The organism is Roseateles sp. SL47, assembly GCF_026625885.1.
Classification (GTDB): domain Bacteria; phylum Pseudomonadota; class Gammaproteobacteria; order Burkholderiales; family Burkholderiaceae_C; genus Roseateles.
The window spans coordinates 6,092,254-6,116,611 of sequence record NZ_CP113068.1 but is presented as its reverse complement, the minus strand read 5'-3'; the positions used below and the strand labels follow the sequence as shown (position 1 = coordinate 6,116,611).

Genomic DNA, 24,358 nt, shown 5'->3' with positions numbered 1-24,358 from the left:
ATGCGTAATACTCCCTATCCAGCAGACGGCGCCCGCGTGGTCTGCTTCGCCCGTTCACAGACACAATTCGATTCCGAATTTGCAGGAGCACTTATGAAAAAGGCAATGCTTGTCCTGGCCCTTGGCGCCGCACTGGCCGGTGTGGCCCAGGCCGATACGCTGAAGAAGATCAAGGACTCGGGCAGCGTCACGATGGGTGTGCGCGAGTCCTCCGGCGCACTGTCCTACACCCTGGGCGATGGCAAGTACGTGGGCTACCACGTTGAAATCTGCCAGCGCGTGCTGGCTGATGTACAAAAGCAGCTGGGCCTGGCCAAGCTGGACATCAAGTACCTGCCGGTGACCTCGCAGAACCGCGTGCCCCTGGTGCAAAACGGGACTGTGGACATCGAATGCGGCTCCACCACCAACAACGCCACCCGCGCCAAGGACGTGGCCTTTGCGGTCACCACCTACGTCGAGGAAGTGCGCATCGCGGTGAAGGCCAATTCCGGCATCACCTCCATCGCTCAACTCAACGGCAAGACCGTGGCCACCACCACCGGTACCACCTCGGTGCAGCTGCTGCGCAAGCATGAGCGCGCCACGGGGGTGGACTTCAAGGAAGTGCTGGGCAAGGATCACGCCGACAGCTTCCTGCTGCTGGAATCCGGCCGGGCGGACGCCTTTGTGATGGACGGCCAGATCCTGGCCGGCAACATCGCCAAGTCCAAGGCTCCGGCGGACTACAAGATCGTGGGTGAAACCCTGTCGGTCGAGCCGATCGCCATCATGATCCGCAAGGACGACCCTGCCTTCAAGAAGGCGGTGGACGACAGCATCAAGGGCCTGATGAAGTCCGGCGACATCGCCAAGCTGTACGACAAGTGGTTCGTGCAGCCGATCCCCCCGGCCAATGCCAAGCTGAACATGCCGGCTTCCGAAGCCACGAAGGCGGCCTGGACGAACCCGAATGACAAGCCGGTCGAGGAATATGCCAAGAAGTGAGCGCCAGGAAGTGAGCGCCAGGAAGTAATCGCGAAGAAGTAAGCCCCTTCGGCTGAACCTCAAGGCGCCCTGCGGGGCGCCTTGTCGCAAGCGTCGAGGGGGCCGTTGATGGGGCCGCGTTGAAGGGTGGCCCTTTTTGTATGGATGGATGGGAGCAAGCCATGCCGAGTTGGGATTGGCAGCTGTACTGCACAGACATGGTGACCGAAGAGCTCGCGCCGAAGTGTTTCGGCGCGAAGGGTTACGAAACCTACCTGGATGCCATGGTGCACGCCTGGGGGTGGACCATGACCATCTCGGTCCTGGGTCTGCTGGTGGCCTTGGTGGCCGGTGCACTGATTGGCATTTTGCGCACGGTGCCGAACCGAAAACTTGCGCTGTTCGGGGAGGCCTGGACGGAGCTCTTCCGCAACATCCCGCTGATCGTCCAGCTGTTCATCTGGTATCACGTGCTGCCGCAGATCTTTTCGCCGCTGCAGGCCGTGCCGCCGTCGGTGCTGATGGTCTGCGCCATCGGCCTGTTCACCTCCTCCCGGATTGCGGAGCAGGTCAAGGCCGGCATTCTGACCCTGCCCAAGGGCCAACGCTACGCGGGCCAGGCCCTCGGCCTGACACTGCCGCAGACCTACCGATATGTGCTGCTGCCGATGGCCTTCCGCATCGTGATCCCGCCGGTCACCAGCGAAAGCATGAACATCGTCAAGAACTCGGCCGTGGCGTTTGCGGTGAGCATCCCGGACCTGACGCAGTTCGCGCTGCAGTCGTCGGAGCAGTCAAGCTTTGTGCAGATCTTCCTGCCGGTGACCTTGCTCTATTTCGTGTCGGCCTATGTGATCAACCGGGTGGCCAAGCTGATCGAGGCCTATGTGCGGGTGCCTGGCATCCTGGGGGCCAAGTGACATGACCCAACTGGATTTTTCCTTCCTCACCTGGGATGTGCTGAGGGCCTTTGTCTCCAAGGGCCTCATCTTCTCCTTCCAGCTGACGCTGATGGCCATGATCGGCGGCATCCTGCTCGGGACGCTGCTGGCGATGATGCGCCTGTCCGGCCGCAAGTGGCTGGAGGCGCCTGCCGCCATCTATGTCGACACCCTGCGCTCGATTCCGCTGGTGATGGTGATCCTGTGGGTGTATTTGCTGCTTCCCTTCGCCACGGCGGCGCTGGGCTGGAGCAACTTCGCGCCGGAAACCACCGCGCTGATCACCTTCACGCTGTTCGAGGCGACCTACTACTCCGAGATCATGCGGGCCGGCATCCAGTCGGTGCCCAAGGGCCAGGTGTTTGCCGGTTATGCCATGGGCATGAACTACCGCCAGACGATGAGCCTGGTGGTGCTGCCGCAAGCCTTCCGCAACATGCTGCCGGTGCTGCTCACCCAGACCATTGTGCTGTTCCAGGACACGTCGCTGGTGTATGCCATTGGCGCCTACGACCTGCTCAAGGGCTTTGAGGTGGCTGGCAAGAACTTCAACCGTCCGGTCGAAACCTATCTGGCCGTTGCCGCCGTTTATTTCGTCATCTGCTTCAGCCTGTCCATGCTGGTCCGCCGGCTGCAGAAGAAGATCGCCATCATTCGCTGAGGTCCTTGCGCCATGATTGAAATCAAGAATGTCTCCAAGTGGTACGGCCCCTTCCAGGTGCTGACCGATTGCACGACCAAGATCCAGAAGGGCGAGGTTGTGGTGGTGTGTGGACCGTCCGGTTCGGGCAAGTCCACGCTGATCAAGACGGTGAATGCGCTGGAACCGATCCAGGCCGGCGACATCGTGGTGGACGGCACCAGCCTGACCCACCCCAAGACCAACCTGCCCAAACTGCGCTCGCGCGTGGGCATGGTGTTCCAGCACTTCGAGCTGTTTCCCCATCTGTCGGTGACCGACAACCTGACGCTGGCGCAGATCAAGGTGCTGGGCCGCAGCAAGGACGACGCCAAGGTGCGTGGCCTGAAGATGCTGGACCGCGTGGGCCTGATGGCCCACAAGGACAAGTTCCCCGGTCAGTTGTCCGGTGGCCAGCAGCAGCGCGTGGCCATTGCCCGTGCGCTGTCGATGGACCCGATCGTCATGCTGTTTGACGAACCGACCTCGGCGCTGGACCCGGAAATGGTCGGCGAAGTGCTGGACGTGATGGTGCAACTGGCCAATGAAGGCATGACCATGATGTGCGTGACGCACGAAATGGGCTTTGCCCGCAAGGTGAGCAACCGCGTCATCTTCATGGACGCCGGCAAGATCATCGAGGACTGCACCAAGGAAGAGTTCTTTGGCAATCCGGACGCACGCTCGCCGCGCGCCAAGGACTTCCTGAACAAGATCCTGCAGCACTGAGGGTTGAAGCACTGAATCGTGCAGCGCCCACCACCCCAGCGTGGCAGGGCGTTTCAAAGTGCCCGTACCGGAAGGTGCCGGCACTTTGTTGCTTGCAGCCACGCGCTCCAGTGGGCAGTGCGACAATCTTCCGCCATGAGCGACACCCTTTCCCTGATCCGTCCGGACGACTGGCACGTGCACCTGCGCGATGGCGCGGCCCTGCAGAGTGTGGTCCCCTACACCGCCCGCCAATTCGCCCGTGCGATTGCGATGCCCAACCTGAAGCCGCCCATCACCACGGCGGCTCAGGCCCAGGCGTACCGGGAGCGCATCCTGGCGGCCGTGCCGGCCGGCGTGGACTTCACGCCGCTCATGACGCTGTATCTCACCGACCGCACCACACCCGACGACATCGCTGCGGCTCAGGCCGCCGGTGTGGTGGCGCTCAAGCTGTATCCGGCGGGTGCCACCACCAACAGCGACCACGGCGTCACAGACATCCGCAAGACCTACGCCACCTTGGAAGCCATGCAGAAGGCCGGCCTGCTGCTGCTGGTGCATGGAGAGGTGACCGACCCCGAGGTCGATGTGTTCGACCGCGAAGCCGTCTTCGTGGACCGCATCATGCGCCCGCTGCGCAAGGACTTCCCGGAGCTGAAGGTGGTGTTTGAACACATCACCACCAAGGAAGCCGCTCATTATGTGACGGAGGCGGACCGTTTCACCGGTGCCACCATCACGCCGCAGCATCTGCTCTACAACCGCAACGCCATCTTCATGGGCGGCTTGCGTCCTCACTACTATTGCCTGCCGGTACTGAAGCGGGAAGAGCACCGCCTGGCCCTGGTCCAGGCGGCCACCTCCGGCAGCCCGAAGTTCTTCCTCGGCACCGACAGTGCGCCGCATGCCTCGGTGATGAAAGAAAACTCGGTCTGCGGCGCAGGCTGCTTCACCGCGCTGTCGGCGCTGGAGTTGTATGCCGAAGCCTTTGAAGCCGCAGGCGCGCTGGACAAGCTGGAAGCCTTTGCCAGCTTCCACGGCCCCGACTTCTACCACCTGCCCCGCAACACCACCCGGGTGACCCTGCGCAAGACCGACTGGACGCTGCCCGAGGCCGTCCCGTTTGGTGAAGCCGCCCAGCTCAAACCGCTGCGTGGCGGTGAAGTGATGCACTGGCGGATGGACTGAAGGGGGTCTCCCATGTTCACTGCCTTGATGACCCGGATGACCCGGATGACCCGGATGACCCGGATGACCCGGATGGCCGGGAATGCCCGGATGGCAGGCCACGCCCGTCTGGAGCGATCAGTGCGATGGCTGCTGATCGGCCTGTGCCTGAGTGGCAGCCTGCAGGCGGCGTCGCCCGTGGCACCTTCGGCCAGTGATGGCCGTGGTGGGGCCGCTGGTGTCACTGCTGGTGCCGCTGCTGGTGCCGCTGCTGGTGCCAAACTTCCCGCCGGCATACCTGCTTCGGGCATTCCCGCGTCGGGTGCTCCTGCGTCTGGTGCGCCTGCATCAGGCGGTCCTGCATCGGGCGCCAAGGCGCTCTCGCCGGACAAGCACCCCGCCCAGTTCTCCGCCAGCGCCCGCCGGCTGTACGACCGGGCCCGCGCCCAGTTGCTGCAGGTCCGCACGCTGCTCAACGGCAGCCAGGCCTCGGTCGGGTCCGGTTTTGTGGTGACCGCCGACGGCCTGGTCATCACCAACTATCACGTCGTGAGCCAGCATGCGCTGGAGCCGGAGCGCTATCACCTGCAGTTCTCCACGCCGGATGGAGAAAGCGGAGACCTGGAACTGCTGGATGTGGATGTGCGCCGCGACCTGGCGCTGCTGCGGCTGGTCGGCCAGCCGGAGCTGATCCGTCGCATGACCGCTGCCGCCTTGCCCTTCCGGCCGGCAGACCGGCCGTTGGACAAGGGAGAGCGCATCTATTCGATGGGCAATCCGCATGATGTGGCCTTTGCGGTGGTGGAGGGCACCTACAACGGGCTGGTGGAGCGCAGCTTCGACCCGCTCATCTACTACTCCGGCTCCATCAATCCCGGCATGAGCGGCGGCCCAGTGCTGGATGAAGAGGGCGAAGTGGTGGGGGTGAATGTCTCCACCATGTTCTTCTCCCAGCAGATGAGCTTCCTGGTGCCGGGCGGCCACGCGGCGGCACTGCTGGCACGCAGCCGCACGTCGGCGCCGCTCAAGGGCCCGGCCTGGCCGCGGCTGCGGGAGCAGGTGATGGCCTACCAGGACGAACTGGTGCGCAACTTCCTGGCTCAGCCCTGGCGCAGCATGGACCACCCGCGCTACCGCCTGCCGATTCCGCAAGAGCAGTACATGCGCTGCTGGGGCAGTGCATCGCCGGCCGATGCACAAGGCCTGCAGATGCAGCGCACCCAATGCCGGATGGAGCAGGCGCTGTTCATCAGTGAAGCGCTGCAGACCGGCTATCTGAGCGTCACCGAAGAAGCCTATGACGGCAGCACGCTCGGCGCCTTGCGTTTCTCCCGCCAGTTCTCAGCCAGCTTCCAGAACGAACGCCTCGGCGGCGCCGACCGCGACCGCACCGCCCCCTACTGCACCGAAGACTTTGTTCAGCAGAAGGAGGGGCCGCCGCTGCGGGCCGTGGCCTGCATGCGGGCTTACCGCAAGCTGGAAGGGCTGTATGACGTGTCGGTGCTGGTGACCAACGTGGATGCCGCCACCGAAGGCGCCCTGGGCCGCTTTGACGCCCGCGGCGTCAGCTTTGCCAATGCCACCCGGCTGACGCGCCACTATCTGCAAGGATTCGCATGGACCACGCCGCGGTAATCGAGATCCTGGACCGCGAGGGTCACTGCCGGGAGATTCACAAGGTTCGCCAGTGGCCGCTGACCATTGGCCGGGCGCCGTCCGCCGACCTGGTGTTGTCGGACCCGCATCTGGCCGGCGCCCATGCGCGCCTGCACTGGGCGGACGAGGGCGCCCGTCTTGAACTGCTGGACAGCCGCAACGGCGGCTGGGTGGATGGCCAACGTCTGGCCCCAGGGGCCACGGCGAACTGGACGTCGGCATCCACCGTGCAGCTGGGCAGCACCCGCCTGCGGCTGCGGACCGCGCTGGACCCGCTGCCCGAAGAACGTCCGCTGACCCGCTCGGAGGAGCCGCAGCGTCGGGATGCGCGTCCGGCGTGGGCGCTGCCGGTGATGCTGGCGGTCTGGCTGTTGCTGCTGTGGCTGACCAACTGGTCGCTCACGGACGGCACCCCCAGCTGGGTGGACACGGTCAGTGGCGTGCTGGTGCCCCTGGGCCTGGCTCTGGCGTGGGCGGCTGCCTGGGCCTTGGTGACGCAAGTCTTCCGGCACTGGTTTGCCTTCGGTGCCCACCTCTGGCGGGCGCTGGTGGTGAGTCTGGTGCTGCAGGTGGTGGATGTGGCCTTGCCACTGCTGGCCTATGCCTTCTCCTGGTCGCGCTTGATGGCGCTGGAGCCCTTGACCCTGTCCATCGGTGGCGCGGTGCTGCTGTGGTGGCATGCCTCGGTGGTGTGGCCCCGGCCCCGTCGTCGGCTGGCCGTGGCCATCGGGGCGCTCGCGGTGGTGGGCCTGGCGTTGACCGTCGGGCGGCGGACCGAGCAGCAGTATTGGCTCGGCCCCAGCTACCTGAGCGCCTTGCCGCCGCCGGCCGTGCGGATGGTGTCGCCCAAGCCGGTGGACAGCTTCGTCGAATCGCTGGAGCGGTTGGAAGCCCCGCTGCAGCAGCAGGCTCGCAAGCGCAATGACCAGGAACAGCTGTCCGGCGATGATGAATAAAGTGTGAAGCAAGCCGATAGGCCGGATTCTGTGCACAGGCGGGCCTTTGCGGGCCTGCCTGTGTGACCGCCATTCCTCTGGGCCGGGCATCACTGCCACGGCTCGGTGCCACCTACCCGCCAGCTCTGCGAGCCGCATCAACGCTGGCCTACTTGGTGTTGCTGCGCGTAGAGATTGCCCGTTTCACCCGGACGGGGCAGGCCCCGTCCGACTCGTCTCTGTTGCTCTGATCCTCGGCTTACGCCGGGCAGCCGTTAGCTGCTACGCCGCTCTATGCAGTCCGGACCTTCCTCCAGTGCCGTGTTTCCACGATTTCACCAGCGGCGGTCTGGCTTGCTTCACAGGGGGGATTGTAGGGGACGCCAGGTGTCTGCCTGGCCGGGCATGAGTTGGCTGGCAGATCCGGGCCTGAGCCCGCGTATGCGGTGGGAACGGAAATTGCCAATGAAGGCCATGCAGATCGTAGCCCTTGACCCCCGCAGCCAGGCGGCCCAATCCCTGCTGGCGCAGTTCGATGCCTCGATGGTGTCGTCTTCCCAGCGGGAAGGTGAGCGTTTGGGCTCATTGCCGGGGTCTCAGGCGCCTCCATCCCCTTCGCCTGCATCAGCGCCTGCCCAGGAGCTTTTCCTGGGTGTCTGGCTGGCGGAATGGCTGGCCGGTTGTGGCGCTGTGCAGGTGGTGAAGGACGACCCGTCCGAACCCTATGGGGAGATCAAGCGGATGTTTGTCCATCCGCAGTTCCGGGGGCGGGGTTTGTCCAAGGCGCTGATGGAACAGCTCGAAGCGCATTTGCGTGCCAAAGGCATCCCGCTGGTGCGGCTGGAGGCCGGCGCGCACCAGGCCGAAGCGCTGGCGCTGTATGAACGCATGGGCTATGACCGGCGCGAGCCGTTCGGGCCACATGCCACCGATCCGGGGGTGGTCTTCATGGAAAAGCGGTTGACCAGCTGACGCGACCCCTTGTCGTCGTGCCAATAGGCCCTAGCATGGGGGCCTCATTGCAGGAAGCTCCCATGAAAGCAGACAACGTCCTGGCCACCATCGGCCGCACGCCCCACATCCGCCTCCAGCGCCTTTTTGCTGATCGTTCTGCGGAGGTCTGGATCAAATCCGAGCGCAGCAACCCCGGCGGTTCCATCAAGGACCGCATCGCACTGGCGATGGTGGAAGACGCGGAAGCACGCGGCCTGCTCAAGGCTGGCGGCACCATCATCGAGCCGACCTCTGGCAATACCGGCGTGGGTCTGGCCATGGTGGCGGCGGTGAAGGGCTACCAGTTGGTGCTGGTGATGCCGGACAGCATGTCCGTCGAACGCCGCCGGCTGATGCTGGCCTATGGCGCCAGTTTTGACCTGACCCCGCGTGAGAAGGGCATGAAGGGCGCGATTGCGCGGGCAGAAGAGCTGGCCGCCCAGACGCCTGGCGCCTGGATCCCGCAGCAATTCGAAAACGGTGCCAATGTCGATGTGCATGTGCGCACCACGGCCCAGGAGATTCTGGAAGATTTCCCCGAGGGCCTGGACGTGCTGATCACCGGCGTGGGGACGGGCGGCCACATCACCGGGTGTGCGCGGGTGCTGAAAAAGGCCTGGCCCCAGCTCAAGGTGTTTGCCGTTGAACCAGCGGCGTCTCCCGTCATCAGTGGTGGCGCACCGAGCCCGCATCCGATCCAGGGCATTGGCGCCGGCTTCATCCCGAAGAACCTGGACACCGAACTGCTGGACGGAGTGATCCAGGTGGAAGCCGAAGAGGCCCGGGAATTCGCTCGCCGCAGCGCACGTGAAGAAGGGGTGCTGGTGGGCATCTCCAGTGGTGCCACCTTGGCGGCGATCGCCAAGAAGCTGCCGGAGCTGGGCGACAAGCCCCGGGTGCTGGGCTTCAATTACGACACGGGTGAGCGCTACCTGTCGGTGGAAGGCTTCCTGCCGACGTGAGCGGGGGAGGGGGCTGTCGTATGGGCCGGACCGCACCTTTGTGCCACTGGAACCACTGAGCAGGCGCTCGAACTGACTCGAGCCTCTGCTGCCGACGGTGTGGTGCGCGACCGCTCGCTGCCAGACCGTCGCCAGAATGTCCCAAGACCGCCCTCGTGAAGCCCCCCATGAGTCTCCGCCCTTACGACGATCCCTGGGCCTATTGCGCCCGCCTGTTCCTCGGCCGTCTGGTCCTGTTCTTTGCGCTGAGCCTGCTGCTGGGCCTGAGCCTCTGGGCCGGGGTGCTGCACTGGGTGTTCGGTGCGGACGGCGTGGTGATCGTGCAGACCACCTGGCGACTGTTGAATCAGCCGGACGTGGTGTGGAGCGTGATCTTCTGGCAGGCTGGCGCAAGCGGCATGCTGCTCACGGCGCTTGTGTTCATGTGGCTGATGGGCCGATCGCGCCGCACTCGTGAGGAGCGTGAGGCCGGTCGCGGGCGAGCGGCCACAGTGGGCGTGGGCCACTGAAGAGATCATCGGACGGCGCTTCGAGGTCTTCGACGCTCTTCTCCCTTGTCCGGGTCCTGAGCCCAGCACAACGGCCCGATCTCACGTCGCGTTCCACCCATGAAGATTCAACAGATTGCGCTGACCAACTTTCGCCGCTACGAGCAGGCAAGGTTTTAGTTCCATCCTCAATTCACCGTCTTGATTGGCAATAACGGCAAGGGCAAGACCACAGTGCTCGATGCTGCCGCCATGCTGCTGAATACCTATTTCAAGGGGCCAGGCTGCCGACGGGTGGGGGAACCATCAAGGCAGCGGATGCGCGAGCGGTGTTTACCCAGAAGCAGGGTCAGGTATTCAGGGAGCAGATGGACGACGTGGCGCTGGAAGCCACGGTCGATATTGGTTCGACTGCATTGACATGGCGCCGAGAGATGGGCGACCGCGGCGGAAAAGCCAAGAAATTCGTTCAGTTGGGTGTCAATGATCGAACTCGATTGAAGTCCGGAGAAAGTCCCGATCTGCCGCTGTTGCTGTATTACGGCGCGGGGCGACTTTGGACGCTCCACGACAATGTGGAGAGTGATCGCCCAACGTCTCAGTTGGACGCATATCGCCTATCACGCCTTTCTGGAAATGGAGCGCCTGGCAGCCGGTCTGGGGTCATCGCGCCAGCCCAAGGAGGAGCCGGCAAGCTGATACGGCTGAAGCCTCCGACCGTCGATGGTTGAATCGAATGGAAGCCTGGGACCGAGCCAAACGCGCGAAGGAGCGCTTGGCCCGATGTCCTTGCGATGAAATGCGGGAGCAAATCGTCGATTCCGCAGAAGCCAAAGGTTTCTGGAGTGTCTGGATGACCGTGTTCGCCGATGATCCAGAGATGTTGAAGCGCCTTCTTGCCGCTTTGCCAGGAACACGGGCCTCACTGTTTGCCCCCTGAGGGGATGCGAAATCGGTGCAGCCTTCAGCCCACGCCCAGCAACAAGCGCTCGATCGTCCGCTGCACGGCCAGCGCTTCCGCAAACCCTGGCAGGCTGTGTGAGCGGCCTTCCAGCATCGCCGACCAATGGTTGAGCTGATCATTCATGCCGGTCATGCGCAGCATGTCCGCATCGCCCAGGCTTTGCACACGTTCGCCCTGCCGCTGCTGCGTCACGCCGAACCAGTCCTTCAGTTCCACTTCGCCTTCGGTGGCGCGCCACCACATGCGGTTGTCGTCGACCTTCTCGCCGCCGATGCCGGCGCGGATGGTCACCGGCACTCCGGCGGCCACCAATTCGGCTTCCAGGCCTGTCTCGGCGCTCACGCCATCGTCCGGCCAGGTCACCCGGCTGGCGATCACCTCCGCCGGGCCCAGCACCCGCTGCAGCACAAACACGAAGTGAGACAACACCTCACGTGTGAACCCGCCTTCCCCTCGCTGCGCCAGCCAACGGCCTGCGCCACTCTGCCAGGGGCGCGGCCAGGTGGAAAACCGGGCTTCGATCCGCACTTCCTGCAGCGTGCCCAGCGTGCGGCGAGCCCCCACACCAAACGCCAGCTGCAATGCCGCCAGCCCAGTGGAGGACGCCAATGAATAGTTCACCGCAGCCCGCTGCTGCTCGCGCTGGATGCGCGAAATCGCGGCTTTGGCCGCCTCGAAATCCGTGGTCAACGGCTTCTCGCACAGCACCGCCAGCCCAGCATCAAATGCCTGCGCCGTCAGCGGCATGTGGGAGTCGGGCGGCGTGGCGATGTACACCCCATGCAGCCCCGGCTCCTGCATCAGCGCCTGCGCACTGCTCGCGGCCCGCAACAGCGGGTAATGCCCCAGGGCCTGTGCCATCACCTCCGGGTTCTCGTCCCAGACACGGGTCACCCGCAGACGGCCGTGACCGGCCAGACGCGCCAGCATCCGCTGACCCATCACGCCAAGTCCAATCACCCCAATGCTCAAAACGCCCGGCACGCCTGTTGCTCCTCGCCCCCAAAACCGTCGCAGTGTAGGGGCGGCCGCTACACTGCCGTGCGCCGCTTATCCGCCATCTGACTCCCCATTTGATTGCATGGGCGACATGCGCACTTCTTGTGCGGCTGTCGGCCTATGACCCCCATGTTGCAGGTCATCCCCGCATGAATCCACAAGCCAGCCAACTTTGGCGCGCCCCCCGCTGGGCGCTTTCCATCCTTCTGGCGGCATTGGCCACCGTGGGGCCGTTTTCCATCGATACCTTCCTGCCTGCCTTCTCCGGCATTGCGCATGCCCTGGATGCAACACCGGTGGAAATGCAGCAGACGCTGTCCGGTTATCTGCTTGGCTTTGCGGTGATGAACCTGTTCCACGGCGCGCTGTCCGACAGCTTCGGGCGCCGCCCGGTGGTGCTGGCCGGCATGGCGGTGTTCACGCTTGCATCGGTGGGTTGCGCGCTGGCGGGCAGCATCGGCCAGTTGGTGTTCTGGCGGGTGGTGCAGGGCCTGTCGGCCGGCGCAGGGGTGGTGGTGTCTCGCGCCATCATCCGTGACATGTTCCCGCCTTCCGAGGCGCAGCGTGTCATGTCCCAGGTGACGATCTTCTTCGGCCTCGCGCCCGCCATCGCACCGATGATCGGTGGTTTCTTGTTTGCACATGCCGACTGGCACGCCATCTTCTGGTTCCTCAGCCTGGTGGGTGCGCTGCTGTTCGTCTCCAACTGGCGGCTGCTGCCGGAAACCCTGCACAAGGATCACAAGCAGCCGTTCAACGTGCGGGCGCTGATGCGGGGTTATGCCAGCTTGTTCAGCAGCCGGCGCTTCCTGCTTCTCACGCTGGCCAGCGGCATTCCGTTTAATGGCATGTTCCTCTATGTGCTGGCGGCACCGGTGTTCCTCGGTGAGCATCTGGGCCTGGCGCCGACGCAGTTCTTCATCTTCTTCCTCTTCACCATCGGCGGCATCATGGGTGGGGCCTGGCTCAGCGGACGGCTGGCGGGACGCATTCCCCCCAGCCGTCAGATCCGCCATGGCTTTCTGGTGATGGTGTCCACCTCGCTGCTCAACATTGCGGGCAACCTGCTGTTGCCGCTGAGTGCCTGGTGGAGTTTTCCGCTGATCGGCGGCTTCGCCTTCGGCTGGGCGCTGATGGTGCCGGTGGTGACCTTGATGGTGCTGGACCAGGCGCCGGAACGGCGCGGCATGGCGTCGTCGCTGCAGGCGTGTGTGGGCAGCGCGGCGAACGGGCTGGTGGCCGGTGTGCTGGTGCCGTTGGTGATGCATTCCACGCTGGTGCTGGCGCTGGCCTCCACCGGCTTGTTGTGCATCGGGCTGGGCGCCTGGGTCTGGATCCGGCGCGAGATGCTCTGAGCAGGCGCGTTGATGGCGTCGCACGCTTCGGAGGCTTCCTACGCTTCAGGCGCTTCGAGCGCTCCGAGCGCTTCGGGGGATCCAGGTCATCTGGCCAATCCGGGTCATCCCGATCATCCCGATCATTGGACTCGCTGCGGGTTCAGGAAGTCCGTGGTGATGCCCACTTGGAGCCGCGCCGTGCACTGGTTGTGCCGTTCTGCGAACTCAACCCACTCAAGTCGCCAGCCGCGTTGCCGACAATAAGGAATGCGGCGTCAACTTGTCGCCCTTTGGGCCCTGTTCCCCAACAGGAGCCGCTCGCCGTCCGGAGTCTTGCCATGTTGTCCATTGCTGGTGGCCGTCGCTGGCTGTCTGCCCTGATTGCTGTCTGCACAGCGCTACCCCTGGCGATGGGCGCGCTGCCCCGTGCGCATGCCCAGGCGGAAGAATCGCCGGAGCAACTCCGCCAACGGCTCGCCGAGCGTCTGAAAGAGGACATCAGCAGCAGCACCAAGCAGGGTGCAGGCGCCAAGGGTGCCAAGGACGGCAAGGAGACCAAGGACAAGGACGACCGCCCGCGTCGCGGCGCTGGCAAGTCCACCACGCTGCCGTCCGTCGCCGTGGCCGCCTCGGCCGCTCGGCCGGAGCCGCATTGGTCCTACACCGGTGAGAATGGCCCGGACCGCTGGGGCCAGCTGTTGCCTGAATGGCGTCAATGCGCCATTGGGACCCGGCAAAGCCCGATCGACATCCGCGACACCATCCGGGTGGACCAGGAAGCCATCCGGTTCGACTATCACGCCAGCCGGTTCTCCGTGGTGGACAACGGGCACACCATCCAAGTCAACGTGTCGTCCGGCAACTTCATCGAGATCATGGGGCGTCGCTTTGAACTGCAGCAGTTCCACTTCCACCGCCCCAGCGAAGAACGCATCAACGGCCGTCAATACGACATGGTGGCCCACCTGGTGCACAAGGACGCCGACGGCCGGCTGGCCGTGATCGCCGTGCTGCTGGAGCGGGGGCAGGACCAGCCGCTGATCCAGACCATCTGGAACTATCTGCCGCTGGAGCGCGGCGAGAGCTACGACGCACCCGTCACCATCGACCTGGGCCAACTGCTGCCCAAGGACAAGGCCTACTTCACCTACATGGGCTCATTGACCGTGCCGCCCTGCAGCGAAGGCGTGTTGTGGATGGTGCTTCGCCAACCGGTGCAACTCTCCACCCAACAGATTTCCATCTTCTCGCGGCTCTATCCGATGAATGCCCGCCCGTTGCAGGCGGGGTCCGGCCGGTTGATCAAAGAGTCCAACTGAAGCTCGCGGCCCTCGGCGGCCCTCGGCGGCCCTCGGCGCCCTTCGGCGGCCCTGGCCGTGAATCAGGCGCACGTGCGGCAAGCAGCGGCGTGTTGCCCGTCCGGCACGGATCCGTTGGGCTCAGGGTGATGCCGTGTGTTTGCTTCGAGAGCGGACCGCGCCGGGGCGCCTGCGCGCCTCACGGGCTGGTCTCGCGCGCCGCCGCGTAGCTGCGCAGGAACAGGTCGGCGGTGGAGGCCGCCACCCGTTGCTGCTCCGCTTCAGTCAGATGCGGCTGCCCCATGGTGATCTGCGGCCAGAAGGCAAAGCCCTTTACCAGCGCCTGAAGTTGGGCGGACGCAAAGACCGGATCGGGCGCATTCAAGCGCCCATCCTCGACGGCAGCCCGCACCCAGACGGTGACCCCTTCTTCCCGGCTGCCCAGCCGGGCCAGCATCTCGCGCGCCCGCTCCGGGGTGTGGATGGCCTCCGCAATCAGCACCCGCGCGAGGTTGATGAACTGCTCGTCATTCATCATCCCCAGCTTTTTCTGGATCAGCGCCATCAACTGCGGCCGGAGCGGCTGCGTGGGTTGATAGGGCACTTCCACATCGTCCTTGGTGGAAGACCAGAGCCGCTCCACGATGGCTTCGAACAGAGCGTCCTTGCCGGAGAAGTGGTTGTAGACGGTGCGCTTGGAGACCTGCGCCCGGGCCGCGATCCGGTCCATGTTGGCCACCTCAAAGCCGTATTCCCGGAACTCGGCAATGGCCGCGTCCACGATGGCTTGCCGCTTGCGGTCGGTCAGGCGAAGCGGGCTCGCGTCCCCGGCCGCAGAGCCGGAGGCGGAGGCGGGGGCGGGGGCGGTGTTGGAAGCGGACAGGGGCAGGTCGGGGCACATGGGCCTATGTTACACGCGGGAGTTTACTTTTTGGGTGGCCCTGCCTACACTGCATCCGAAACTACACTGTGTAGTGCACTTGTTTGGGCAAGTGTCAAGGCCAGTCGTCCGGAGTGCCGATGTCCCGTTCTGCCATCCGCCGTGCGTCGGCGGCCCTGATCTGTTTTGTGGGAGTTGTTGCTGTGACTGTTTCTCTCTCTGCCCCCCGGCACCCCAGCGTCGCCCCTGTGGACGCGGCCCCTGGGTCCAGTGGCGACTTGTCATCGGCTGCACGGCCGGGCGCGTCGATGGGCGCATCAGTGGTCGTTGGAGCGTCGGCCAGCGCTTCGTCAGCCGGTTACCGCCGCGACGCCGATGGCAAGTTCCACAACGCTGCCGTCGAGCCCAAGCAGGGCTTCTGGAAGACCCTGGGGCTGTTCTGGGATGTGATGTTCCGCAAGCCCGCTGGCACCATGCCCACCACCGGGCAGGCGGTCCCGGTCCAGCCCATCACCCAGGCCCAGTTGCTGGCCGCGCCGGACCGCACGCTGTTTCGCCTGGGTCATTCCACCGTGCTGCTGAAGCTGCAAGGCCGCTTCTGGCTGACGGATCCGGTGTTCTCCGAGCGGGCTTCGCCGTTCTCCTTCGCTGGCCCCAAGCGCTTCCATGCACCACCGATGGCGCTGTCGGACCTGCCGGAACTGGAGGCGGTGATCCTGTCCCATGACCACTACGACCATCTGGACGAAGCCACCGTCAAGGCGCTGGCGCCCAAGGTGCGGCATTTCCTGACGCCGTTGGGGGTGGGCCAGCGCTTGATCGACTGGGGTGTGCCGGCCGAGAAGGTGCAGCAACTGGACTGGTGGCAGGCCACGACCGTCTCCGGTGTGACCCTGACCGCCACCCCGGCTCAGCATTTCTCCGGCCGCAGCCTGTGGGACCGCAACAGCACGTTGTGGGCCTCGTGGGTCATTGAAGACGCCGGCCTGCGTATTTTCTTCAGCGGGGACACCGGCTATTTCGACGGCTTCAAGGCCATCGGCGAGCGCTTCGGCGGTTTCGACCTGACGTTGATGGAAACCGGCGCCTACGACGCCCGCTGGCCCTATGTCCACATGCAGCCGGAGCAGACGCTGCAAGCCCACCTGGATCTGCGTGGCCGCCGCCTGATGCCCATCCACAACGGCACCTTCGACCTGGCCATGCACCGCTGGCAGGACCCGTTCGAGCGTATCCAGGCGCTGGCGCGGCTGCGGTCGGTGGAACTGGTGACGCCCATCATGGGCGCCCCTGTGGACATCCATCAGCCGGCCGCCACGGACGCATGGTGGCAGGCGCCCGTCTGAGCGGCCCTCTGTCGGACCTCAGGGGCGACACCGAGTTGACAAAAATGTCAGTTTGTCCCCCTTTTGCCGTCAATTGCCCGAACTTGTCATGAGACGGTGTGAAGTAGGGGCAGTGATCCGCAAGGTTGACCATCGCTGGGTCGCGGTTGCCCGACTCGGCGATTGTTTCTTGTTGGTACATCCTGAGTTTTAGTTGATCCATCACTTGCACAGCCCTATTTAAGTCCTTCATTTTGAAGGACTTTTGTTTTTGTGGATCGCTTCAGAACCGAAGCTAAGTAGTTGATTTGATTGGGAAAAACGCCGGATTTTCTTGACCGGAGCACTGGCCGCCATTAAAGTGGGAGAAAGTGCAATTTGGTGGGGCAAAGTGGCGAATGTCGTGTTTCAAGGGGCGAGTGCCTTGGCGTTGGACGCCAAGGGGCGCTTGACCGTCCCTGCACGGCACCGCGAAGTCCTGCAAGCACTGTGCAACGGTGAGCTCACGCTCACCAAGCACCCGGAAGGCTGCCTCATGGTCTTCCCCCGTCCAGCCTGGGAGCAATTCCGCGATCGTGTGGCCGCACTGCCCATGTCCGCCGCCGGCTGGAAGCGTGTGTTTCTGGGCAATGCGCAGGATGTCGAGATCGACTCCGCCGCCCGCGTGCTCGTCGCCCCCGAGCTCCGCGCGGCCGCAGGCCTCCAGAAAGACGTCATGCTGCTCGGGATGGGCAGCCACTTTGAACTGTGGGACGCGCAAGCCTATGCCGCCCACGAAGCCGCCGTCATGCAGTCCGAACTGCCGGATGCGCTCAAGGATTTCAGCTTCTGATGAGCGCCACCCCTTTCACCCACACCACCGTCCTGCTGCAGGAAACGGTTGATGGCGTCCTGAACGATCCCGCCGGCATCTATGTGGACGGAACTTTCGGCCGCGGGGGCCACTCACGTCTGCTGCTTTCACGGTTGTCCGACCCGGGGCGGTTGATTGCCATCGACCGCGACCCGGAAGCGGTCGCGGCCGCCACGTCCGGTCAGACGCGGGTCGATGACCCGCGTTTCTCCATCTGCCACGCCCCGTTTGCCGACATGGCGGCGCAGCTGGATGCTCTTCACGTCAACCAGGTGCACGGCGTCATGCTGGACCTGGGTGTTTCCAGTCCACAGATCGACAACCCGGAGCGGGGCTTCAGCTTCCGCTTCGATGGCCCGCTGGACATGCGCATGGACACCACGCGCGGCGAAAGTGCCGCCGAGTTCCTGGCGCGGGCGGATGTCACTCAACTCGCCACGGTGATTCGCGACTATGGGGAAGAACGGTTTGCTCTGCCGATTGCAAAGGCGCTTGTTGCTCGCCGGGAAAGCGGGCGTGCTGTACGAAGCACCGCCGAGCTTTCCCAAGTCGTGGCTGGTGCGGTCAAAACCCGCGAACCGGGCCAGGATCCTGCAACGCGCACATTTCAGGCTTTACGGATATTCGTCAACGCCGAGCTTGAGGAGCTGCAGCAGGGGTTGAATGCCGCACTGGCCCGGCTGGTGCCGGGGGGGCGGCTGGCTATCATCAGCTTCCATTCGCTGGAAGACCGCATCGTCAAGAACTTCATCACCGCCCACAGCAAGGATGAAGTCGATCGCCGTGCGCCGTTTGCGGCCCCCAAGCCGCTGGCGCTGACGGCCATTGCCCGCATCAAGCCCTCGGAGGGTGAGGTGCGGGCCAATCCGCGTTCACGCTCGGCCATTTTGCGGGTGGCGGAACGTACCGATGCCCCGCTGCCGCCACCGGCCCCTGAATCCACCGGCAAGCAGCGGCGGGGAGGGCGGCGCTGATGACGCGTCTGAACCTGATCCTGATGGCGGCTGTGCTGGCGTCCGGCATCTACATGGTGCGCAGCGCCTATGAAGCGCGCCGTCTGTTCACCGAGCTGGACCGGTCGCAAACCGAAGCCCGCCGGCTGGATGCGGATTATCAGAAGCTGCTGGCCGACCGTCAGGCCCAGGCCACCAATCTCCGGGTGGAGCAGGTGGCGCGTGAGCGGCTGAAGATGCGCCCCATCACGCCGGCCATCACCTTCAACCCGGAGGCCCCGGCGCAAGGCGCCAGCGCACCCCGGACGGCCGGAGCGTCGCCATGATCGGCCGCAAGCGCTCCAACCCCGCCACGCGCAGTGTCAGTTACTCCAGCAGCCCGCTGCTGGCGTCCAAGACGCCGCCGTGGCGTTCGCGTTTCCTGGTGGCCCTGGTGGGCCTGGGTTTCGTCGGGTTGCTGGGGCGTGCCGCCTACATTCAACTGATTGGCGAAGACTTCTTCCAGCGCCAGGGTGAAGCACGCTACGCCCACAAGATGGAAGTGCCCGCCAGCCGCGGCAAGATCAGCGACCGCAGCGGCCAGGTGCTGGCCGCCAGCGTGGCCGTGCCGTCCATCTGGGCCTTCCCCAAGGACGTGGACAACGACCCGGACAAGCGCCGCCAACTGGCCAAGATTCTGGGCATCTCCTACGCCGAGCTGGAGAAGCGGCTGGACCCATCCAACCGCTTTGTCTACCTGCGCCGTCAGGCCGATGACCAGACCGCCGCCAAGATCAAGGAACTGGGTCTGAAGGGCATCTTCCAGGACCGCGAATACAAGCGCCAATATCCCGAAGGCGAAGCCGCTGCACACATCGTCGGCTTCACCAATCTCGAGGAGAAGGGCCAGGAGGGCGTGGAACTCGCCTTCCAGAAGGACCTGCAGGGCCGCGACGGCTCGCGCTCGGTGGTGCGTGACCGCCTGGGCCGGGTGGTGGAAGACATCGGTGAGCAGGTGCCGGCGCTGAACGGCAAGGACATCGAGCTCTCCATCGACGCCAAGGTCCAGTTCTTCGCTTATCAACGGGTGCGCGATGCGGTGGCGGAGAACAACGCCCGGGCCGGTTCGGTGGTGGTGCTGGATGTGCACACGGGCGAGGTCCTGGCCCTGGCCAACTATCCGAGCTACGATCCCGGCCGCCGCACCAATCTCTCCGGCGAGCAACTGCGCAACCGCGCGCTGACCGACGTTTTCGAGCCCGGCTCCACGATGAAGCCGTTCACCACCGGCCTGGCGCTGGAAACCGGTCGCGTGAGGCCGGACACGGTGCTGAGCACCGGTCCCCGCAGCGTGGTGATTGCCGGCTGGTCCCCGACGGATTCACATCCGCACGGGGATCTGACCGTTCAGCAGGTGATCCAGAAGTCCAGCAACATCGGCGCCGCCCGCATGGCCCTGATGATGCAGCCGCGCGAGATGTACGACATGTTCACCGCGATCGGCCTGGGCCAGCGCCCGCAGATCAATTTCCCCGGCGCGGTGACCGGCAAGTTGCGTCCCTACAAGAGCTGGCGGCCGATCGAGCAGGCCACCATGAGCTACGGCTATGGCCTGTCCGCCTCGCTGCTGCAACTGGCCCGCGCCTACACCGTCTTTGCGCGCGAGGGCGACATCATTCCCGTCACCATGACCAAGCGGTCACCGGACGAGCCGGTGACCGGCATCAAGGTGTTCTCGCCCAAGACCGCAGCCCAGATCCGCGAAATGCTGCAGATGGCGGCCGGCCCCGGCGGCACGGCTCCGCAGGCCATGGTGCCCGGCTACAGCGTGGGCGGGAAGTCCGGCACGGCCCACAAGCAGGAAGGCAAGGGCTATGCGAGCAACAAATACCGTTCCTGGTTCGTGGGCATCGCCCCCATTTCCAAGCCGCGCATCATCGTGGCGGTGATGGTGGACGAGCCGAAAAACGGCCAGTATTTCGGCGGTGCCGTAGCCGGCCCGGTGTTCAGCCAGGTGGTGGCCCAAACGCTGCGCCTGCTGGGCGAGCCGCCGGACCTGGAAGTCAAGCCACAGATCGTCGCGGCCCAGAAGCTCCAGGCCGTGGATGAAAGTTTTTAAGCGGGCAGCCCCATGTTGATGCACCTCAAATCTCCCGAAGCAGCCGCCCGCTGGCTGCAGGAATGGACCCCCAGCGGCCAACTGCGCACCGACAGCCGTCTTGTTGGCGCCGGTGATGCGTTCATTGCCTGGCCCGGTTATGCCAAGGACGCCCGCCAGTTTGTGGCTGGTGCTCTGGCGGCCGGCGCGGCCACCTGCCTGGTCGAAGATCAGGGCGTGGCGGACTATGGCTTTGTGGATGCCCGCATTGCCTCGTTGCCGGACCTCAAGGCCCGCTGCGGCCAGATCGCGTCGGCCTTCTACGGCGAGCCCAGCAGCCGCCTGGACGTGCTGGCCGTGACCGGCACCAATGGCAAGACGTCCAGCGCCTGGTGGATTGCCCAGGCGCTGACCCTGCTCGGATCGCGCTGCGGGGTCATCGGTACGCTGGGTGTTGGCCAGCCCCCGGTGCCGGGTGCGGCCACACAGACCTCCATCGAAGCGACCGGCCTGACCACGCCGGACCCGGTGCGTTTGCAGGAAGCCTTCCGCCGGATGGCTGATGACGGCTTTGGCGCCTGCGCCATCGAAGCCTCGTCCATCGGCATCGAAGAACACCGCCTCACCGGGACCCGCATCAAGGTGGCGCTGTTCACCAACTTCACCCAGGACCATCTGGACTATCACGGCGGCATGGAGGCCTATTGGGCCGCCAAGCGCCGGCTGTTCAGCTGGCCCGGGCTGCAGGCGGCCGTGCTGAATCTGGACGACGCGAAGGGGGGCGAGCTGGCCACTGAAGGTGCTGCCTCGGGCCTGGACCTGTGGACCTACGGCCTGAACCGCAGCGACGCACGCCTGTGGGCCGAAGAGCTGCGGCATGAGGCGCAGGGCCTGGCGTTCACGCTTCGCGAACAGGGGAGCGCGGACGCCGTGACGGTGCAGACCGGTTTGATTGGTGACTACAACGTCTCCAACCTGCTCGGTGTGATCGCGGGTTTGCGTGCGCTGGGTCATTCCTTGGCCGACATCGCCGGTGTGGCCGCGCGGGTCACCCCGGTGCCTGGCCGCATGCAGCGCGTGGGCAATGGCCGCGAACTTCCCCAACTGGTCGTCGACTACGCCCACACGCCTGACGCCCTGGAAAAGGCGCTGCTGGCGCTGCAGCCGCTGGCCGCCGCACGTGGGGGCGCGTTGCGGGTGGTGTTTGGCTGCGGTGGCAACCGGGACCCGGGCAAACGTCCGCTCATGGGCGCCATCGCGGCTCGTCTGGCCCAGCAGGTGGTGCTCACCAGCGACAACCCGCGTGATGAAGATCCGGCCACCATCCTGGCCCATATCGAAGCCGGCCTGCCGACGACGGCCCCGCGCCAGGTCATCACCGACCGGGCCGACGCCATCGCCCATGCGGTGCGTGACGCGGGTGCCCGGGATGTGGTGCTGATTGCGGGCAAGGGCCATGAGGACTATCAGGAGATCCGCAGCGAACGCCGTCCGTTCTCGGATGTGCAGGCCGCTCGTGCCGCGTTGATTGAAAGGGCCGGCCTGTGATGACGCTCGGTCAGGCCCATGCCCTGCTGCAGCCGCTGCTGCCGCAGGTGCAATTGGTGGGCGATGCCGCCACCCCGCTGAGCCGGGTGAGCACCGACACGCGTCAGCTGCGTGAGGGCGATCTCTTTGTGGCCCTGCGCGGTGAGCGCTTTGATGCGCATGAGTTTCTGCCGCAGGCCCGCGCAGCCGGCGCGGTGGCCGCCGTGGCGGAGCGTGGCCTGGTGGAAGCCGGCCTGCCCGGCCTGCTGGTGCCGGATGCGAAGTTGGCACTGGGGCTGCTGTCCCAGGCCTGGCGCGCCAGCAAGCACCTCCCCGTGATCGCCGTCACCGGCAGCAACGGCAAGACGACGGTGACGCAGATGATTGCGTCCATCCTCCGCGCCTGGCTGGGCGACGCCGCCATGCTGGCCACCGAGGGCAACTTCAACAACGAGATCGGTGTGCCGCTCACCCTGCTGCGCCTGCGCCAGGACCCCACGGCCTGGCACCGCGCCGCCGTGGTGGAGCTGGGCATGAATCATCCCGGCGAGATCGCGCCGCTGGCCACCATGGCACAGCCGACGGTCGCGCTGGTCAACAACGCCCAGCGGGAACATCAGGAGTTCATGCACACCGTGGAGGCCGTGGCGCGTGAGAACGGCGAAGTCATCCGAGCCCTGGGCCCGGCCGGTGTGGCCGTCTTCCCGGCGGAAGATGCCTGCGCCCCGGTGTGGCATGAACTGGCGGCCGGTCGCGGCATGCTGACCTTCGCGCTGCAGGGCCAGGCGGATGTGATGGGACGCGCGCAATGGGTGTCGCCGTCGGACACCACGCCCGACGCGGCTGCGGACGCCGGGGCCGGACATTGGGCCCTGGACATCCTCACCCCCGCTGGCACCGTGCCGGTGGCGCTGGCCATGGCCGGCCAGCACAACTTGCGCAATGCATTGGCCGCTGCGGCCTGCACATTGGCTGCCGGCGCACCGCTGGACGCCATCCGCGAGGGCCTGGAGCGCTTCAAGCCGGTCAAGGGCCGTTCAGCCCTGCAGACGGCGGTGTGGCAGGGCCGCCGCATCACCCTGATCGACGACAGCTACAACGCCAACCCGGACAGCGTCCGTGCCGCCATCGACGTGCTGGCCGAACTGCCGGGCAGCTCCTGGCTGGTGCTGGGGGACATGGGCGAGGTGGGCGAACAGGGCCCGGCCTTCCACCGCGAAGTGGGCACCCATGCGGCCGACCAGGGCCTGGCGGCCCTGTGGACCGCTGGCACTGCGGCCCGTGATGCCGCCGCCGCTTACGGCGCTGGCGCACGCGCCTTCGACACCGTGGATCAACTGATCCAGGCCTTGGACGAAGCGCCCCAGGTCCAGAACATTCTGGTCAAGGGCTCGCGCTTCATGAAGATGGAACAGATCGTGGCCGCCTTGCAGTCCGGCGGACGAGGAGAAACCCATGCTGCTTAGTCTGGCCCAATGGCTGCAGACCTATTTCCCTGAACTGGGTTTCCTGCGCGTTTTCAACTACATCACCTTCCGCGCGGTGATGGCGGCGCTGACCGCGCTGCTGATCGGCCTGGCCTTTGGCCCGTGGGTGATCCGCCGGCTGACCGAACTGAAGATCGGCCAGCCCATTCGAGAATATGGGGTGCAGCAGCATCTGTCCAAGAGTGGCACGCCCACCATGGGCGGGGTGCTGATCCTGATCGGGATCGGCGTCTCGACGCTGCTGTGGTTCGACTGGTCCAACCGCTTCGTCTGGGTGGTGATGCTGGTCACCATGGGCTTTGGTGCCATCGGCTGGGTGGATGACTACCGCAAGGTGGTCAACAAGGACCCGGAGGGCATGCGCAGCCGCGAGAAATTCTTCTGGCAGTCGATCATCGGCCTGATCGCCGCCATCTATCTGGCCTTCAGCGTGTCGGAAACGAGCTTCTACAACGTGGTGGAGCTGTTCTTCCGATGGGTCTCCAGTGGCTTCTCCACCGAGCTGCCGCCCAAGGCCGACCTGATGCTGCCGTTCTTCAAGTCGATCAGCTATCCGCTGGGCGTCTTCGGTTTCATCGGCTTGTCCTATCTGGTGATCGTGGGCACCAGCAATGCGGTGAACTTCACCGACGGTCTGGATGGCCTGGCCATCATGCCGGTGGTGATGGTTGGTTCGGCGTTGGGCGTGTTTGCCTATGTCACCGGGTCGTCGGTCTACAGCCGCTACCTGCTGTTCCCTTACATCCCGGGCGCCGGTGAGTTGCTGATCTTCTGCGCCGCGCTGGCGGGTGCGGGCCTGGCCTTCCTGTGGTTCAACACCCATCCGGCTCAGGTGTTCATGGGCGACGTCGGCGCTCTGGCGCTGGGCGGCGGCCTGGGCACGCTGGCGGTGATCACGCGCCAGGAGATCGTGCTGGGCATCATGGGCGGTGTGTTTGTGGCGGAAGTCCTGTCGGTGATGCTGCAGGTGAGCTGGTTCAAATACACCAAGAAGAAGTATGGGGAGGGCCGGCGCATCTTCAAGATGGCGCCGCTGCACCATCACTTCGAAAAGTCCGGCTGGAAAGAGACCCAGGTGGTGGTCCGGTTCTGGATCATCACCATGCTGCTGTGCCTGGTCGGTCTGGCCAGCCTCAAGCTGCGCTGAGCGGAACGGGACG

24 protein-coding genes and 1 other RNA gene are annotated in these 24,358 nt (G+C 65.2%); 22 read left to right on the top strand and 3 right to left on the bottom strand.

From position 1 onward, the window contains the following. Positions 1-93: 93 nt before the first annotated feature. From OU995_RS26475 to OU995_RS26445, 7 genes are all read left to right on the top strand, one after another. Positions 94-987 (top strand): amino acid ABC transporter substrate-binding protein, encoded by an 894-nt coding sequence (locus OU995_RS26475; RefSeq protein WP_267833145.1) that lies wholly within the window; start codon positions 94-96, stop codon positions 985-987. Positions 988-1,148: 161 nt separating this feature from the next. Then, positions 1,149-1,886 (top strand): amino acid ABC transporter permease, encoded by a 738-nt coding sequence (locus tag OU995_RS26470; RefSeq protein ID WP_267833144.1) that lies wholly within the window; start codon positions 1,149-1,151, stop codon positions 1,884-1,886. Position 1,887: 1 nt separating this feature from the next. Next, positions 1,888-2,568 carry an amino acid ABC transporter permease gene (locus OU995_RS26465; RefSeq protein ID WP_267833143.1) on the top strand — a complete coding sequence of 227 codons (681 nt, stop codon included), beginning with the start codon at positions 1,888-1,890 and terminating at the stop codon, positions 2,566-2,568. Positions 2,569-2,580: 12 nt separating this feature from the next. After that, positions 2,581-3,315 (top strand): amino acid ABC transporter ATP-binding protein, encoded by a 735-nt coding sequence (locus OU995_RS26460; RefSeq protein ID WP_267833142.1) that lies wholly within the window; start codon positions 2,581-2,583, stop codon positions 3,313-3,315. A gap of 135 nt (positions 3,316-3,450) precedes the next feature. Beyond that, a complete protein-coding gene (pyrC, locus tag OU995_RS26455) occupies positions 3,451-4,485 on the top strand; it encodes a dihydroorotase (protein WP_267833141.1) in 1,035 nt (344 codons plus the stop codon). A 12-nt stretch (positions 4,486-4,497) separates the two neighbouring features. Beyond that, on the top strand, positions 4,498-6,099 hold the full coding sequence (locus OU995_RS26450) for a S1 family peptidase (RefSeq protein ID WP_267833140.1): 1,602 nt from the start codon (positions 4,498-4,500) through the stop codon (positions 6,097-6,099). After that, entirely contained in the window at positions 6,081-7,076 is a 996-nt protein-coding gene (locus OU995_RS26445; RefSeq protein WP_267833139.1) for an FHA domain-containing protein, read from the top strand. The genes OU995_RS26450 and OU995_RS26445 overlap by 19 nt, the downstream gene beginning before the upstream one ends. A 1-nt stretch (position 7,077) precedes the next feature. Here OU995_RS26445 and rnpB read toward each other — a convergent pair. Then, an RNA gene (gene rnpB / locus OU995_RS26440) (RNase P RNA component class A) lies at positions 7,078-7,416 on the bottom strand. A 113-nt stretch (positions 7,417-7,529) separates the two neighbouring features. Between rnpB and OU995_RS26435 the strand changes: the two genes are divergently transcribed. The 5 genes from OU995_RS26435 (at position 7,530) to OU995_RS26415 (ending at position 10,438) form a co-directional block, all read left to right on the top strand. After that, on the top strand, positions 7,530-8,027 hold the full coding sequence (locus tag OU995_RS26435) for a GNAT family N-acetyltransferase (protein ID WP_267833138.1): 498 nt from the start codon (positions 7,530-7,532) through the stop codon (positions 8,025-8,027). A gap of 62 nt (positions 8,028-8,089) precedes the next feature. Beyond that, entirely contained in the window at positions 8,090-9,010 is a 921-nt protein-coding gene (cysK, locus tag OU995_RS26430; RefSeq protein WP_267833137.1) for a cysteine synthase A, read from the top strand. A 167-nt stretch (positions 9,011-9,177) separates the two neighbouring features. Continuing rightward, a complete protein-coding gene (locus tag OU995_RS26425; RefSeq protein WP_267833136.1) occupies positions 9,178-9,519 on the top strand; it encodes a hypothetical protein in 342 nt (113 codons plus the stop codon). Between the two features lie 308 nt (positions 9,520-9,827). Then, on the top strand, positions 9,828-10,229 hold the full coding sequence (locus tag OU995_RS26420; protein ID WP_267833135.1) for a hypothetical protein: 402 nt from the start codon (positions 9,828-9,830) through the stop codon (positions 10,227-10,229). Between the two features lie 5 nt (positions 10,230-10,234). After that, positions 10,235-10,438: a hypothetical protein gene (locus OU995_RS26415; protein ID WP_267833134.1), complete on the top strand. Its 204-nt coding sequence runs from the start codon at positions 10,235-10,237 to the stop codon at positions 10,436-10,438. Between the two features lie 24 nt (positions 10,439-10,462). On the opposite strand, the gene OU995_RS26410 is transcribed toward OU995_RS26415, so the two are convergent. Next, the gene (locus OU995_RS26410) at positions 10,463-11,422 is read right to left on the bottom strand and encodes a Gfo/Idh/MocA family protein (protein WP_267833133.1); all 960 of its coding nucleotides are present in this window, start codon (positions 11,420-11,422) and stop codon (positions 10,463-10,465) included. 188 nt (positions 11,423-11,610) lie between these two features. Between OU995_RS26410 and OU995_RS26405 the strand changes: the two genes are divergently transcribed. Both OU995_RS26405 and OU995_RS26400 read left to right on the top strand, forming a co-directional pair. Then, on the top strand, positions 11,611-12,816 hold the full coding sequence (locus OU995_RS26405) for a multidrug effflux MFS transporter (RefSeq protein WP_267833132.1): 1,206 nt from the start codon (positions 11,611-11,613) through the stop codon (positions 12,814-12,816). A 320-nt stretch (positions 12,817-13,136) separates the two neighbouring features. Further along, entirely contained in the window at positions 13,137-14,117 is a 981-nt protein-coding gene (locus OU995_RS26400; RefSeq protein ID WP_267833131.1) for a carbonic anhydrase, read from the top strand. Positions 14,118-14,295: 178 nt separating this feature from the next. On the opposite strand, the gene OU995_RS26395 is transcribed toward OU995_RS26400, so the two are convergent. After that, a complete protein-coding gene (locus tag OU995_RS26395) occupies positions 14,296-14,997 on the bottom strand; it encodes a TetR/AcrR family transcriptional regulator (RefSeq protein ID WP_267833130.1) in 702 nt (233 codons plus the stop codon). A gap of 287 nt (positions 14,998-15,284) precedes the next feature. On the opposite strand from OU995_RS26395, the gene OU995_RS26390 reads away from it, so the two are divergent. The 8 genes from OU995_RS26390 (at position 15,285) to mraY (ending at position 24,345) form a co-directional block, all read left to right on the top strand. After that, positions 15,285-16,322 (top strand): MBL fold metallo-hydrolase, encoded by a 1,038-nt coding sequence (locus tag OU995_RS26390; RefSeq protein WP_420714906.1) that lies wholly within the window; start codon positions 15,285-15,287, stop codon positions 16,320-16,322. Positions 16,323-16,692: 370 nt separating this feature from the next. Continuing rightward, a complete protein-coding gene (mraZ, locus tag OU995_RS26385) occupies positions 16,693-17,133 on the top strand; it encodes a division/cell wall cluster transcriptional repressor MraZ (protein ID WP_232310015.1) in 441 nt (146 codons plus the stop codon). Then, positions 17,133-18,128, top strand: a complete 996-nt coding sequence (rsmH, locus tag OU995_RS26380) for a 16S rRNA (cytosine(1402)-N(4))-methyltransferase RsmH (protein ID WP_267833128.1) — start codon at positions 17,133-17,135, stop codon at positions 18,126-18,128. The genes mraZ and rsmH overlap by 1 nt, the downstream gene beginning before the upstream one ends. After that, positions 18,128-18,433, top strand: coding sequence for a cell division protein FtsL (gene ftsL, locus OU995_RS26375; RefSeq protein WP_267833127.1), 306 nt, complete (start codon positions 18,128-18,130; stop codon positions 18,431-18,433). The genes rsmH and ftsL overlap by 1 nt, the downstream gene beginning before the upstream one ends. Beyond that, complete coding sequence (locus OU995_RS26370; RefSeq protein WP_267833126.1) at positions 18,430-20,205, top strand: peptidoglycan D,D-transpeptidase FtsI family protein; 1,776 nt, start codon at positions 18,430-18,432, stop codon at positions 20,203-20,205. The genes ftsL and OU995_RS26370 overlap by 4 nt, the downstream gene beginning before the upstream one ends. Positions 20,206-20,217: 12 nt before the next feature. Beyond that, a complete protein-coding gene (locus OU995_RS26365; RefSeq protein WP_267833125.1) occupies positions 20,218-21,732 on the top strand; it encodes a UDP-N-acetylmuramoyl-L-alanyl-D-glutamate--2,6-diaminopimelate ligase in 1,515 nt (504 codons plus the stop codon). Next, entirely contained in the window at positions 21,732-23,177 is a 1,446-nt protein-coding gene (locus OU995_RS26360) for a UDP-N-acetylmuramoyl-tripeptide--D-alanyl-D-alanine ligase (RefSeq protein WP_267833124.1), read from the top strand. The genes OU995_RS26365 and OU995_RS26360 overlap by 1 nt, the downstream gene beginning before the upstream one ends. Further along, complete coding sequence (mraY, locus tag OU995_RS26355; RefSeq protein ID WP_267833123.1) at positions 23,167-24,345, top strand: phospho-N-acetylmuramoyl-pentapeptide-transferase; 1,179 nt, start codon at positions 23,167-23,169, stop codon at positions 24,343-24,345. Before OU995_RS26360 ends, mraY begins: the two co-directional genes overlap by 11 nt. Positions 24,346-24,358: the final 13 nt, after the last annotated feature.